The sequence below is a fragment of the Novosphingobium terrae genome (genome assembly GCF_017163935.1).
Lineage (GTDB): Bacteria > Pseudomonadota > Alphaproteobacteria > Sphingomonadales > Sphingomonadaceae > Novosphingobium > Novosphingobium terrae.
The window spans coordinates 1,056,507-1,069,616 of record NZ_JABVZR010000001.1 but is presented as its reverse complement, the minus strand read 5'-3'; the positions used below and the strand labels follow the sequence as shown (position 1 = coordinate 1,069,616).

Sequence of the window (13,110 nt, the reverse complement as noted above, 5' to 3'; positions counted from 1 at the left end):
GGCTTCCTGTTAAAGTAGTGACTTTATCGTGGTATAATCCTCAACAGGATCGCGGCATGGCTTCCGATACAACAACGCCCGATGGCGAAACCGGCAATGCGCTGGGCGGGTTCCTGCGCGACCGGCGGGCGCGGCTCGATCCGGCCAGCTTCGGCTTTGCCACCGGTCGCCGCCGCACCCCCGGCCTGCGCCGCGAAGAGGTGGCGCAGCGCGCCAACATCAGCGCCACCTGGTACACCTGGCTGGAGCAGGGGCGCGGCGGAGCCCCTTCCGCCGATGTGCTCAACCGCATCGCCTCGGGCATGATGCTGACCGAGCCCGAGCGCGAGCATATGTTCATGCTGGCCCTCGGCCACCCGCCCGAGCCGCGCTATCGCGAGGTGGAGGGCATCACCCCGCGCCTGCAACGCGTGCTGGATGCCATGGCGCTCAGCCCGGCGATCATCCGCACCGCCACCTGGGATGTGATGGCGTGGAACGAGGCCGCCGCCTCGCTGCTCACCGATTACGCCACCTTGCCGCGCAAGCAGCGCAACATCCTGCGCCTGATGTTTTCCGACACGCGCATCCGCGACGCTCAGGAAGACTGGCTGAGCGTCGCGCGTTTCGTGGTCGCCGCCTTTCGCGCCGATGCCGCGCGGGCCGGGGCGGGCGAGGAAATCCGCCAGCTGGTGGAGGAATTGTCGCAAGGCAGCGCTCTTTTTGCCGACTTGTGGCGCGGCAATGATATCGTCGGCCATGGCGACGGCTTGAAGCGCATCCGCCATCCCGACGTGGGGCTGATCGAACTGGAGTTTTCCACCTTCGCCGTCGAGGGGCGATCGGACCTCAACATGATGGTCTACAACCCCGCCACCCCCGAAGGCGTGGAGCAGGTGCGCCAGCTGATCGAGGCGCGGCGGCAAAGCCGCGAGGTGGAAACCGCCTGATCCTCAGCGCAGGCCGCGATTGGCCGCCACGAAGAAATCGATAAAGGCGCGCACCGCCGGGCGCATGCCCCGGCGGCTGGAATGATAGAGGTAGAAGCCGGGGAAGGTCCCACAATTCTCCGGGAAGAGTTCGATCAGGCGGCCCTCGGCGATATGCTGGGCGATGCGGCGCTCATAATGGAAGGCGATGCCGCTGCCGTTGAGCGCAGCCTCCAGCATCAGATCGTCGTCATTGGTGGTGATGGTTTCGCTGGCATGCGGCAGGGTGATTTCGGTGCCGTCGCGCTCCACCTCCCAGACATAGAGCAAGCCGCTGCTGAAGCGGCGGCGAATGCAGCGGTGATGCGCAAGATCGTCCAGACTGGCCGGGCGGCCATGACGCTCCAGATAGGCTGGCGAGGCGACGATGGTGAAGCGCATCGGCGGGCTGATCATCACCGCGATCATATCGGGCCGCAGCGCCTCGCCCAGCCGCAGGCCGACATCGAAGCGGTCCGCCACGATGTCGACGAAGCGATCCTCGACCAGAATTTCCAGCGAGACGGCAGGAAAGGCGCGCGAAAAATCCCCCAGATGGGGTTTCAGCAGCATGGTGCAGGCCGATTGCGGCGTGGTGATCCGCACCCGTCCCGAAGGCTCATCGCTGGTTTCCAACGCGTCGCGCAGGCCTTGCGCAATGTCCTCCATCGCCGGATCGAGGCGGGCAAAGAGGCGCTCGCCCGCTTCGGTCAGCGCCAGACTGCGCTTGGTGCGGTTGAGCAGACGCACCCCCAGCCGCTCTTCCAGCAGCGCCACACTGTGGCTGACCGCCGAGGGCGACATGCCCAAGGCCCGTGCCGCGGCACGAAAGCCGCCCCGCCGCGCCACTTCGGCGAACAGGCTGAGATGGGGCAAATGTTCTCGAGTCATCGGGCGCTTTCCAGTGTGCAATCCAATCGAACAGCATGTGCTTGATAGTGCGGCTGGGCAGCGCAGGCCAGAGGGTTAGAACGCAAGCCAGTTCTTCAACTGGAGCAAGATTATGCAACAGCGCAAATTGGGTCAGCTTTCGGTCTCGGCAGTGGGCCTTGGCTGCATGGGGTTCACGGCGGTCTATGGCGGGCATGAGGAAAAGGCCTCCATCGCCACGCTTCACCGCGCGGTGGAACTGGGCGTCACCTTTTTCGACACTGCCGAAGTCTATGGCCCTTACGAGAATGAGGAAATCGTGGGCCGCGCCCTGCGCCCCTTCCGCGATAAACTCACCATCGCCACCAAATTCGGTTTTTCCATCGGCGATCAGGGTGTTGGCTTCCAGCGCGTCACCGGCGTGAACGGCAGCCCGGCTCAGGCCAAAAGCGTGGCCGAAGCCTCGCTCAAGCGGCTGGGCGTCGATGTGATCGACCTTTATTACCTGCACCGCCCCGATCCCGCCACGCCGATCGAGGAGACCGTCGCCGCGATGGCCGAGCTGGTGCGCGAGGGCAAGGTGCGCGAGATCGGCCTGTCGGAGGTTTCGGCGGGGCAGTTGCGCCGCGCCCATGCCGTCCACCCCATCGCCGCGCTGCAGAGCGAATATTCACTCTGGACCCGCGATGTGGAGCACGAGATCCTGCCGACCTGCCGCGACTTGGGCATCGGTTTTGTGCCGTACAGCCCGCTGGGGCGTGGTTTCCTTTCAGGCAAGATCCGGGGCGCTCAGGATTTTGGCGAGAATGATTTCCGCTCCAGCCAGCCGCGCTTCACCGGCGACAATCTGGAAGCCAATCTGGCGCTGGTCGACCGGCTGCAGGCCATGGGCGAAGAGCGCGGTGTGACAGCGGCCCAACTGGCGCTGGCCTGGGTGCTGGCACAGGGCGAGGATGTGATCCCCATCCCCGGCGCCCGCAAGATCGAGCATCTGGAAGCCAACATCGCCGCTGCCGATCTGACCCTCTCGGCAGAGGATCTGGCATCCATCGCCGCGGTGATGTCCGATGTTCAGGGCGCGCGCTATGGCGAGCGTGAAATGTCCATCGTCGGGCGGGACTGATCCTTAACGCCAAGCCGCAGGGGGAGTCGCGAGTCCATCGCGGCGCCCCCTTGCCCATCCGCGCTCACGCGATGCGCGCAAATGGCTGGGCATGCGCCGGATCGGCATTGGCAATCTTCCACAAGGCATCCACCGCCGCCGAGACGTGAATCGCGGGCATCCGCAAGCCTTCGGCATCCAGATCCGCCATCACGGCTTCGAGACGCTCGATATGCCGGGCCAAAGTTTGATCATCCATCCTGTTCTCCTTCACATAAGGCAGGACATAGTGATCACGACTTGAGCGCTTCTGAACAAAATGTCAGGATCGATCCGCTATCGAGGCAATCACGCATGAAAACATCCGCAATGGAGGCATTCTCCCTGTGCAAGTTGCGGAGCGCTTTACACAGTAACCGCTTGCACCAGATCTGAACCGGCAGTCTGCCGGCAAGCGATAAGTCCGTTCACCGCAACAAAAAGATGCTTGTGGGCAACACTGTGCCAAGAAATGGGCCTCCCCTGCCCCAATCTGTGTAAGCTTGTCCAAAAACTGTCATATATCCCCCGTAATCGCTGGCATCGAGTTTTGCGGCCGGGGGCTCCGGACAGCAACTGCCCGCGAAAGACAGATTTTTTACAGGGGACTACCACCGATGACCTTCACGCGCTCCGCAGCCCTCGCGGCTGCCAGCATGCTTGCGCTCGCCTGCGCGCCCACCGCTTTCGCCCAGAGCGCAGCCCCCGCTGCCGATGCTGGCGCAGACGCTCCGGGCGACATCGTGGTGACCGCGCAGCACCGCAAGGAAAGCAACCTGACAGTGCCCATCACCCTCTCGGTGGTGAACAATGAGCAGATGAGCGACTACGCCTCGGGCGGCGGTGACACGCTGATCAAGCTGTCGGGCCGCGTGCCCAGCCTCTATTCGGAATCGACCACGGGCCGCATCTTCCCGGTCTTCTTCATCCGTGGCCTCGGCAACATCGACTTCTACCTCGGCGCCTCGCAGCCCGTCTCGCTGATCCAGGACGATGTGGTGGAAGAGCATGTCGTGCTCAAGTCCAACCCGATCTATGACGTGGGCGACATCGAAGTTCTGAAGGGCCCGCAAGGTTCGCTCTTCGGCCGCAACACCACGGCGGGCATCATCAAGATCGCCAACGCCGCTCCCACCCCCGAGTGGAAGGCCCATGCCACCGCTTCGTGGGGCACCTACAACAGCGTCAACGTGGAAGCCGGCGTCGGCGGCCCGCTGAATGCTGACAAGACCCTGATGTTCCGCGTGTCGGGCCTGTACCAGCACCGCGACAACTGGATCAGCAACAACTATCAGGGCGCCAGCGACGATGGCACCGTGCCCGGCAAGAACGTGATGGGCGGCTTCAACGAGCGCGACGGTCGCCTCCAGCTGCTGTGGCAGCCCGATGCAGACACCAGCGTGAAGCTGGAAGGCCACTATCGCCACTATGACGGCAGCGCGACGGTGTTCTACCGCCAGTCGGTCACGCAGGGCAGCACCAACCCCACGCCGGGCCTGAACCTGCGCGCGGTCAACTATGCCGAGGGCAACAACAACCCGCAGGCCTATGACACGCATGGCGAACAGCTGAAGATCGACCACAAGTTCGGCGGCGTGACGCTGACCTCGATCTCCGCGCTGGAGCATGTGCAGGGCTACAGCCGTGGCGACACCGACGGCGGCGCGGCTGCGGCCTATGGCGCCACCACCCCGCTCTGCACGGCCTCTGCCGCCAACCCCTATGCCGGTTGCGGCGAATCGATGGGCCGCGTGGCCGGTCTGACCCAGCTGACTCAGGAAGTGCGTCTGGCCGGGCCCGACAATGGCAAGCTGAAGTGGCAGGTCGGCGGCATCTACTTCGACTCGCGTGACAACACGCAGTTCTATCAGCGTGCCTTCTTCCTGCAGAACAACGCGCTGGGCACCGCCCCCAACCCCAACAACTGGGTGCAGCTGCACAACATCAACACCAGCTGGGGCCTGTTCGGTCAGGCGACCTACAACCTCACCCCGGCCTGGAGCGTGACGGGCGGCGTGCGCGTCACCAACGACACCAAGAGCACCGCCCTGACCACCCCGCCGCGCACGGTGACGGGCGCCTCCACCTTCCCCACCACGGCGCCGACCTATGTCCGCATGTCGGACACGCAGCCCAGCTGGGACATCGCCACGCTCTATCGCCTGGACGATCACACCAGCTTCTACGCCCGCGTGGCGCGCGGTTTCCGTGGCCCCACCATTCAGGGCCGCTCGGCAGTGTTCAGCTCGGCCTTCACCACCGCCAAGTCGGAAACCAACACCTCGTATGAGGCCGGTCTGAAGAGCGTGCTGTTCAACAACCACGGCCACTTCAACCTCACCGGTTTCTACTACAAGGTGAAGAACATCCAGCTCAACGGGCAGGACAGCAACGGCAGCGGCGTGCTCTTCAACGCCAATCAGGCGCAGGGTTACGGCGCCGAAGCCGAGTTCGACGTGCGCGTGCAGAACCTGACCTTCAACGCCGGCCTCTCGCTGCTGCACACCGAAGTGAACGATCCCAACGTCTATGCGCAGGTCGGCGCGGTGGGCGGCGTTCCGGCCGTCACCCTGCTGAACCCCAAGGTGACCACGGCAGGCGGCGTCTTCGCGCAGATCAACGGCAACCCGCTGCCTGACGCGCCCAGCTACAACCTGAACCTTGGCCTGCGTTACGATCTGCCGATCGGCCCGGGCAAGGCCTTCGTCTCCACCGACTGGACGGTGCAGGGCAAGATCTCGCTCACGCCTTACACCACGGTGGAATACACCACGAACGGCACCTTCGAGGGCGGCCTGCGTGCCGGTTACGAGTGGAAGAACTACTCGGCCTCGGTCTTCGTGCGTAACCTGACCAATGAGCGCAACCTGATCGGCGTGCTGGACACCAACTGGTATCGCGCCGGCGCCTACAACGATCCGCGCATCATCGGCGTGACGCTGTCGGCCAAGATGTAAGCATCGGTCGGCTGTGATCCGGATCGAGGGGGCTTCCTTTGGGAGCCCCCTTTTTCTTTGGCCGCAGAGCTGACGCGCCCTGTCGCCCAAAGGCCTGACACGTCACAAAAGTTTCGCGGTGTTTTGATCGACTGCACCTCCCACGCTCCGCCGTCAGAGGTGCCCGATGACTGATTTCTTCCCCGCCAACCGCGCGACCGCCATTCTGCCCCATCACCGCTTCGCCCATTCGCAAGGCGCGCCCCATGTCCATATTCAGGGCACGGTGGAAACGGTCTTTGCCGGGCCGGGCAATCACCATGGCGCCAATCACCAGCATTTCACGGTGAAGGTCGAGGCCGTCCTCAAGCTGGAGGGCGCGCAGTTCGACGAACCCGCGATCACCGGCCAGACCCTCTTCGTGGCGGTGCGCTTCGGCGACAATGAAGGGCTCGACGCCGAAATCCCGGACCTGCGCGAACAGACCCCGATCGAGATTCAGGGCGAATATATCGCTCTGGCCGATGCCTATCCCACGCAGGACAATGAAGGCCCCGACAAGCTGCCGGTGCTGCATTTCACCCATCACCCGGTGGGCTTTATCCGCTACAACGGTGCCTATTACAGCTGAGATCGGCGGGGCGGGCGTTGCGGCGCCCGCCTCTCAGGATCAATCGTCCTCGCCGCCATGGTCAGGCCCGGCATAGCCCGGCAGATAGGAGGCTTCGGGAATGCGGGCCAGTTCGATGCCCTTGACCAGCGCCTTGTCGAACTTGTCCTCGATCTGGCCGCGCTTGATCCGGCTGCGGTAATAATCGGCCCAGAGGAATTCGGTGTAGGGCGTGGGGCTCTTGGCATAGCCGCCGCCGCGCCTCACCTCTCCGGCCAGCGAGCGATAGGGATCATCCACCAGCTTGCCGACATGGCGGGGCAGATCCTTCCAGTCGCGGCGCTCGCCTTCCTCATCATAGGGGTGGAGCCAGTTGTGGCTGTCCATAAAGGCGAAGAAGCGCTTCTTGGGCAGGTGCTGCAATTTGGCGATCACCGAGACCAGCACCTTCTCCTCCCCCGCCTCATGCAGGGCGAGGGCCAGATGATGGTGATCGACCAGCCAGTGCGCGCCATCGGGCCCCACCACCGTGGGGATCATATGCGTGCCGAGAAAAGCCCCGCCCTTGCTTTCGGCCTTGGCCTTCAGCTTTTCCCAGGCGTCACGCTTGCGCTTCACCTCATGCATGCCCACCGTCATCTGTGTGGGGCGCAGATCCTTGATCGGCACAGAGTGGAGAACAGGTTCGATCGGGTGAGACAGGGCCATGCGTTCACATCTCCATCAGGCTTGAGCTTGCTGCACAGCGTCTGCCACGCTGTAGGCGGAATGACTGGCCAGATCGCCAAGGCCGGCAGCGACCAGCACATCGCGCACCCGGTCATGCGCGCGGGCCAGCACCAGCCTTTTGCCGATGGCGCTTAGGCCCTGCGCGAATTCAGAGAGCGCATCGATGGCGGTGCTGTCGAGATCGTTGCTTTCCTCAAGGCTCAGCACCACCAGCGGGGCCTTGCTGGCGCGGGCCATGGTGTCGATGGCGCGCAAGGTGCCCTCGGCATTGGCGAAGATCAGCGGGGCATTGGGGCGGAAAATGGCAACATCGACAGGCACTTTGGCATCCTCATGCCGGGCGATATCGACAAAATCATGGCTCTGCCCCACCCGCCCCAGCGCGCTGATCGAGGGATGCGCCAGCGCATAGAGCAAGTGCCCCACCGAGAGCGCAATCGCCGCCAGCATACCGTTCAGCACGCCCAGCAGCAGCACCCCCAGCGCGGCAGCCAGCGCGATCCAGCCATCCCGCTTGATCTGAAACAGCCGCCGCAAGGGCGCCGGAGACAGCGCATGAGTCAGCGCCGCAATCACCACAGCGGCCAGCACCGCCTCGGGAATGCGCGCGATCCAGCCGGAGGCAAACAACGCCAGCAGCAGCACCGCCACCGACCCGGCCGCAGCGGCGATACGGCTGGTCGCCCCCGCCGCCTCATTGGCCGAGCCTGCGGAAAAACCCGCCCCCACCGGCATGCCCTGCGCCACGGCGGCGGCCAGATTGGCCACGCCCAGCGCGCCCAGTTCCCGGTCGGCATCCATCGGATCGCCATGCTTCAGGGCCAGCGAGCGCATCGTCCCCCAGCTCTCGGCAAAGAGGATCAGCGCAATCGGTGCGGCCAGCTGGAACAGGCGCGGCAGCAGGCTGAGCGGCGGAAGGGCGATGCTCGGCATGGTCAGCGTTACGGGGCCTGCCAGCGCGATATGCCATAACTCGGGCGCGGCGGTGGAGCCCAGCACGATGCCGCCAACAATCACCAGCAGCGCCCCGGGGATCTGCGGCAGGCGGCGCAACGCCAGAATGGCCCCCAAAGCCATCAGGCCGATGGCTGCGCTGGGCAGATTGGTGGAAGGCAAGGCCCGGATCAACCCTGGCACCATCGTCCAAATCGGGCCGCCCGGGCTGCTCACACCCAAAAGAGGCGGCAGCTGTTTGAGAATGATGGTGATCGCCAGCCCGAAGGCAAAGCCATGCAGCACGGGGCGCGAGATAAAGGCCGAAAGACTGCCCAGCCGGAACACCGACAGCCCCAGAAAGATCACCCCGACCAGCGCCACCAGCATGGTCGCCAAAGCGCCGCGATCGACGCCAGCGGCCAGCTCATTGGTGGCCAGCCCGCCGATGGCCGCCGCCAGAATGGCCGCGGACGATGATGTGGGCGAGACCACCGCAAAGCGGCTGCGACCGACCAGGGCGTAGGCCAGCCCTCCGGCAATGCCCGCGGCCAGCGCCCGGCCCGGCGGCAGGCCTGCAAGTCCAGCATAGGCCACGCCCTCGGGCAGCATCAGCCCGGCCACGGCAAGGCCTGTCAGCAGATCGCCCCATGAATGGCCTGCATTGAGACGGATAGGCCTCCCCCTCTTGTGTCGTGCTCAAGAGCGGGAGTGTGCCGCCGGAATGCGTTGAAGCCAAGCCCTGAATTCAGGCCTTCCTTTCAGACGGCAATCAGGCGGCGCCCCAGCAATGTGGTCAGGCCCACGATGGTCAGCCCCGCCGCCAGATGCATGGCGAAATCCACCGGATGCAGCCCTCCGGGATGGCAGAAGCCCAGCAGCCCGGCGACCATAAAGGCAATGCCCGTCCCCGCCAGCGCCAGCACGCGGCCGGGGCGCAAGGCCCGGGTGCGGCGCAGCGCCCAGATGACCATCGGCATGATCGGCGCGCTGGCCAGCATCATGAAGGTATAGCAATACATCCCCGCCCCGATCCGGACAGGGTGATAAGGCGACACCGCGATATTGGCGACACTGATCGCCAGCCACGCCAGCACCAGAGCCGTCAGCCAGCCACGCCCGCGTGTTCCACGCCCGGCAATGCTGGCCTGAAACGCCAGCATCAATGCCGTTACGCCGATGCCGAGCGCCAGCGGGATCTCGATCATCGCCCAGCCCATCTCCGGCGCATGCCAGTCGGGATGGTAATGCGGGATCAGCCGCGTTGTCAGAAAACCGCAAGGCAGCGCCAGCGCCGCCCAGCCCAGCGCCCGCGTCGCCGCTGGGCGAGGCCGCCGCACCGGCGTCAGCGAGGTGCTCAGCTGGTCGATCAGATCATGGTTGGCGGCGGAATCAGCCCCAAAGTCAGCCATTGTCGCCCACTCCATTCTGGCGCAATTTGGCGAAGGCACGATGCAACAAGGCTTTCAAGGCCGGCACCGACTGGCTGGTGGCCTGCGCGACATGATCCAGACTCATCTCCTGCAACTTCACCATCTCGACCGCCTGACGCTGCCGGGCGGGCAGACTTGAGAGCAAATGACTCACCTCACCCTGCACGGCGAAATCTTCCATGCGCGCGCTCGCATCGGGGTCCAGTTCCATCGCCAGCACGGTTTCATCCCAGATTTCCCGGCGCTGCACGCGGCCCTGACGGCGCAGCGCATCCACAGCGCGGGTGGCGGCAATCGCCGCGATCCACGGCATCATCGGCCGCGCCGGATCATAGGTGTGGCGCACGCGATGGAGCGTCATCATCGTATCCTGCACCACATCCTCGGCCAGCGCCTCATCGAACACACGGCGGCGCACCAGTGACTGGATCGCGGGCATCATGCTGCCCAGCAGCAGGCGATAGGCCTGCCCATCGCCGTCCTGCGCCTTGCGCATCAGCGCGGGCCACAGGACGGGCTCGGCCCGCCCCATCGCCCTGCCTTTACGGTCGCCGTTGTCACCTATGCCATCGCGTGCCGACACATTGCTCACCCTGACCCGTCGCCCGGCTCCACAGCCAATCCGGGCATCTGCGGCAAGAGGCAAGGCGGATGCAAGCGCCATTTCACGCTTTCCCGGAGGCCTTGTCCAAAGCATCCACCAGCAGGCTCTTGCTCAGCACCTGAGGCAGGATCACCGGCTCCTTGCCATCGGCGGGGTACAGCACGGTCAGCGGCAGGCTGTCACGGCCATAGGCGGCCATGGCGTCCTGAATCTTGGCGTCGAATTTGGTGGAATCGGCGACCATATAGGCCGTGCCGGTGCGGGCCAGCGCGGTCTTCACCTCCGCCGTGGACAGGGTGGTCTTCTCATTGACCTGACAGGTGATGCACCAGCTGGCGGAAAAATCGATCAGGATCGGCTTGCCCTGCTTGCGCAAGGCCGCAACCTTTTCCGGCGACCATGCCGTGGGCGCGGCATCGGCCAGCGTGGGGCTCGCCTCGGCATGGACGGGGATGCCGCCTGCGGGGCGCAGAATGGCCACGGCAATCAGCGCCGCCACCACGCCTGCCCCGCCGTAAAAGCCGCCAAAGCCCTGCCCCATCATGCGGCGCTTCTGCCCCATGCCATAGAGCCAGGCCGCAAAGCCCAGCGCCACAAAGCTGGAGAGCAGCACCAGCAAGCCGTCATTGCCTGCCTGCTGGGCCAGAACCCATGTCAGCCATGCCGCCGCGCCAAACATCGGGAAGGCCATCACCGCCTTGACCGTGCCCATCCATGCGCCGGGCCTGGGCAGGCGTTTGGCCAGCGCGGGAACGAAAGAAATCAGCGTGAAAGGCGCGGCAAAGCCCAGCCCCAGCGCGGCGAAAATCCCCAGAGCCACCAGCGGCGGCTGCACCAGAGCATAGCCCAGCGCCCCCGCCATAAACGGCCCGGAACAGGGCGTGGCGACCACAATCGCCAGCACGCCCGTCAGCGCGGCGCCCAGCGGACCGGAGCGCTTGCCACTCCCCTGCCCGATCTTCTGGATCGCCAGACCGAACTCGAACAGGCCCGCCAGATTGAGGCCCGCTCCCAGCATCACCAAAGCCAGCACGGCAATCACCAGCGGGGACTGGAGCTGAAAGCCCCAGCCCACCGCCGCGCCTCCGCTGCGCGCCGCGATCAGCGCGCCCGAGAGCGCCAGCATGGCGACCATCACGCCGGCGAAAAAGGCAAGCCCTTCGGCCTTCAATTGCCCCGGATTCTCGTCACCATGGCGCACCAGCCCCATGATCTTGAGCGAGATCACCGGAAACACGCAGGGCATCAGATTGAGGATCAATCCGCCCAGAAATGCGGACAACAGAGCTACGAGCATAAGGACCTGCCTTCTTCACCAACCGCGAGTCTTAGGAATGCCCAGCCGGCACAGCCGGCATTACGAGTGCTTCGCGCGCCAGGCCTTCACGGCCTCCAGCGACTTGGTGATATGCTCTTCCGGATTACGGTCAGTGTAGGCCAGCAGGATCTTGCCATCGGGCGCGATCACGTAAGAGGTGCGGTCAGACAGGGTCTTGTCGCCGAACTTGATCTGGTTCTTGTATTCCGCCGCGATCTTGGCGTCAGGGTCGGCGGCCACGGCGAACTTGTTGCGGCATTCCACCTTGGAGAATTCGGCGACGCGGTCGATGTTGCCCGACGTCACACCGATCACCGTGGCATGCAGCTTGGTGAAGCTGTCGGTCGCCTCGGCGAAGGAATGGGCCTCGATGGTGCAGCCCGGGGTGAAGGCGGCCGGGAAGAAATAGAGCACCACAGGGCCCTTCTTGAGCGCCTGCTTGAGCGAGAAGGGCATTTCCTTGCCGCCCAGCGCGGCCTTCAGCGTGAAATCGGGGGCCTTTTCGCCCACCTGCAGCGCGGCAGCGGCGGGCATGGCCGCCATCAGCGCCAGCGAACCACCCAGAGCCAGAGCGAAACCACGAGCGAAATTTTTCATCACGATGCTCCCATCAAGCGATGGGGCCGGCTGCGGTGTCGCGCCAGTCCCCATCCTGCTGTTCGACGGGCGTGGATGAAAAGTTGCGGTCCCGGTTCGAAATTTTTTCGCTGGAGTGCTTTTAGCCCTGAGCCGCCTTGATGGCATGGAAAGCGCCGCCCATCAGGCGGGTCACTTCATCGCTGCTCAGTACATAATGCGGCTCGTAATTCAGGCCCAGACGCGCGGCATGCTTCCAGCGGTCGACGAACAGCGCCTTGCCGGGGCCGAAGGCCAGATCCACATGGCGTGAGAGAGTAGCAGGCCCCTGCGCCGAATAGGCCAGACGAAACAGCGCGATATCGATGATGATATCGCCCACCATCAGCCAGACATGGCCGTTGAAAGCAGGCGTCTCGCCGGCGAAGGCCGCCGCCGGATCGAAGGCAAGGCGGTTCCCCAGCACGGGCACGCCCTCCACCGCCAGCGTTCCGGCCACCACATAAGCCGGTGCGGAAAGTGCATCTTCCAGCCGCACGGCCAGCGCCGCGCTGATCAGCGGCGCCTCATCGGGCGTGGCGGGAAAGATGCGCTGCAGATCGAAGCCTGCCTTGGCCACCGCTTCCCCATCGGCAGGACTGAGGGTGGAGGATTTGAAGGCTTTGGCGGCGGCCCAGCCGTGATGCAGGGCTACGAATTTGCCCAATTGGGCGAGGTCTCGGGCGATCGGCGCTTTGGTCATGGCGGGCGCCTCTAACGCCCCTGCCGCCACAACGCCAGAGGCTCTCAGCGCTGGCCCCGCCGATCCATCTTTCCAATTTGCGCATCGACTGTTTCACTTTTCGCACTTGCAACATTCGCGCTGCATCGCAATAAAGGACGTGCCTTTCAGGCATCCTCTCCCAAACTTTCCAAGGCCCGGCTTCTGCCGGGCTTTTTTTTCGCCATCGACACAGCGCATCATCGACACGGCGAAAACGCTCGGGCATGCGCCCCGGCAGGTTGAACGGGAA

General features: G+C 64.7%; 13 protein-coding genes. 4 read left to right on the top strand and 9 right to left on the bottom strand.

Features of this window, described 5'->3' with window-relative positions:
- The first annotated feature begins 56 nt into the window (after positions 1–56).
- Positions 57–929: a helix-turn-helix transcriptional regulator gene (locus tag HGK27_RS05035; protein ID WP_206239237.1), complete on the top strand. Its 873-nt coding sequence runs from the start codon at positions 57–59 to the stop codon at positions 927–929.
- 3 nt (positions 930–932) lie between these two features.
- Here the strand turns inward: HGK27_RS05035 and HGK27_RS05030 are convergent, their stop codons facing one another.
- The gene (locus HGK27_RS05030; RefSeq protein WP_206239235.1) at positions 933–1,838 is read right to left on the bottom strand and encodes a LysR family transcriptional regulator; all 906 of its coding nucleotides are present in this window, start codon (positions 1,836–1,838) and stop codon (positions 933–935) included.
- 112 nt (positions 1,839–1,950) lie between these two features.
- On the opposite strand from HGK27_RS05030, the gene HGK27_RS05025 reads away from it, so the two are divergent.
- A complete protein-coding gene (locus tag HGK27_RS05025) occupies positions 1,951–2,940 on the top strand; it encodes an aldo/keto reductase (RefSeq protein WP_206239233.1) in 990 nt (329 codons plus the stop codon).
- A gap of 64 nt (positions 2,941–3,004) precedes the next feature.
- On the opposite strand, the gene HGK27_RS05020 is transcribed toward HGK27_RS05025, so the two are convergent.
- Positions 3,005–3,178 (bottom strand): hypothetical protein, encoded by a 174-nt coding sequence (locus tag HGK27_RS05020; protein WP_206239232.1) that lies wholly within the window; start codon positions 3,176–3,178, stop codon positions 3,005–3,007.
- Between the two features lie 397 nt (positions 3,179–3,575).
- On the opposite strand from HGK27_RS05020, the gene HGK27_RS05015 reads away from it, so the two are divergent.
- Both HGK27_RS05015 and HGK27_RS05010 read left to right on the top strand, forming a co-directional pair.
- Positions 3,576–5,915 carry a TonB-dependent receptor gene (locus HGK27_RS05015; RefSeq protein WP_206239230.1) on the top strand — a complete coding sequence of 780 codons (2,340 nt, stop codon included), beginning with the start codon at positions 3,576–3,578 and terminating at the stop codon, positions 5,913–5,915.
- 166 nt (positions 5,916–6,081) lie between these two features.
- Positions 6,082–6,525, top strand: coding sequence for a hypothetical protein (locus HGK27_RS05010; RefSeq protein WP_206239227.1), 444 nt, complete (start codon positions 6,082–6,084; stop codon positions 6,523–6,525).
- Positions 6,526–6,564: 39 nt separating this feature from the next.
- Here HGK27_RS05010 and HGK27_RS05005 read toward each other — a convergent pair whose 3' ends face one another.
- The 7 genes from HGK27_RS05005 to HGK27_RS04975 all read right to left on the bottom strand — a co-directional run bounded on the left by HGK27_RS05005 (position 6,565) and on the right by HGK27_RS04975 (position 12,839).
- On the bottom strand, positions 6,565–7,212 hold the full coding sequence (locus tag HGK27_RS05005) for a ParB-like protein (protein WP_206239225.1): 648 nt from the start codon (positions 7,210–7,212) through the stop codon (positions 6,565–6,567).
- Between the two features lie 15 nt (positions 7,213–7,227).
- Positions 7,228–8,805 carry a SulP family inorganic anion transporter gene (locus HGK27_RS05000; protein ID WP_274617174.1) on the bottom strand — a complete coding sequence of 526 codons (1,578 nt, stop codon included), beginning with the start codon at positions 8,803–8,805 and terminating at the stop codon, positions 7,228–7,230.
- A 122-nt stretch (positions 8,806–8,927) separates the two neighbouring features.
- A complete protein-coding gene (locus HGK27_RS04995) occupies positions 8,928–9,578 on the bottom strand; it encodes an NrsF family protein (RefSeq protein ID WP_206239223.1) in 651 nt (216 codons plus the stop codon).
- Positions 9,571–10,182: an RNA polymerase sigma factor gene (locus HGK27_RS04990; protein ID WP_206239221.1), complete on the bottom strand. Its 612-nt coding sequence runs from the start codon at positions 10,180–10,182 to the stop codon at positions 9,571–9,573. The genes HGK27_RS04995 and HGK27_RS04990 overlap by 8 nt, the downstream gene beginning before the upstream one ends.
- Positions 10,183–10,264: 82 nt before the next feature.
- Positions 10,265–11,500 (bottom strand): protein-disulfide reductase DsbD family protein, encoded by a 1,236-nt coding sequence (locus tag HGK27_RS04985; RefSeq protein ID WP_206239219.1) that lies wholly within the window; start codon positions 11,498–11,500, stop codon positions 10,265–10,267.
- Positions 11,501–11,560: 60 nt separating this feature from the next.
- Complete coding sequence (locus HGK27_RS04980; protein ID WP_206239217.1) at positions 11,561–12,118, bottom strand: peroxiredoxin; 558 nt, start codon at positions 12,116–12,118, stop codon at positions 11,561–11,563.
- A gap of 121 nt (positions 12,119–12,239) precedes the next feature.
- The gene (locus tag HGK27_RS04975; protein ID WP_206239215.1) at positions 12,240–12,839 is read right to left on the bottom strand and encodes a hypothetical protein; all 600 of its coding nucleotides are present in this window, start codon (positions 12,837–12,839) and stop codon (positions 12,240–12,242) included.
- Positions 12,840–13,110: the final 271 nt, after the last annotated feature.

Excerpts from the sequence above, each read along its gene's own strand:
- HGK27_RS05015 (WP_206239230.1), top strand. The coding sequence starts at position 3,576 with ATGACCTTCACGCGCTCCGCAGCCCTCGCGGCTGCCAGCATGCTTGCG.
- HGK27_RS04975 (WP_206239215.1), bottom strand. The coding sequence starts at position 12,839 with ATGACCAAAGCGCCGATCGCCCGAGACCTCGCCCAATTGGGCAAATTC.
- HGK27_RS04980 (WP_206239217.1), bottom strand. The coding sequence starts at position 12,118 with ATGAAAAATTTCGCTCGTGGTTTCGCTCTGGCTCTGGGTGGTTCGCTG.
- HGK27_RS05025 (WP_206239233.1), top strand. The coding sequence starts at position 1,951 with ATGCAACAGCGCAAATTGGGTCAGCTTTCGGTCTCGGCAGTGGGCCTT.
- HGK27_RS05020 (WP_206239232.1), bottom strand. The coding sequence starts at position 3,178 with ATGGATGATCAAACTTTGGCCCGGCATATCGAGCGTCTCGAAGCCGTG.
- HGK27_RS05005 (WP_206239225.1), bottom strand. The coding sequence starts at position 7,212 with ATGGCCCTGTCTCACCCGATCGAACCTGTTCTCCACTCTGTGCCGATC.
- HGK27_RS05030 (WP_206239235.1), bottom strand. The coding sequence starts at position 1,838 with ATGACTCGAGAACATTTGCCCCATCTCAGCCTGTTCGCCGAAGTGGCG.
- HGK27_RS04995 (WP_206239223.1), bottom strand. The coding sequence starts at position 9,578 with ATGGCTGACTTTGGGGCTGATTCCGCCGCCAACCATGATCTGATCGAC.
- HGK27_RS04985 (WP_206239219.1), bottom strand. The coding sequence starts at position 11,500 with ATGCTCGTAGCTCTGTTGTCCGCATTTCTGGGCGGATTGATCCTCAAT.
- HGK27_RS05010 (WP_206239227.1), top strand. The coding sequence starts at position 6,082 with ATGACTGATTTCTTCCCCGCCAACCGCGCGACCGCCATTCTGCCCCAT.
- HGK27_RS05035 (WP_206239237.1), top strand. The coding sequence starts at position 57 with ATGGCTTCCGATACAACAACGCCCGATGGCGAAACCGGCAATGCGCTG.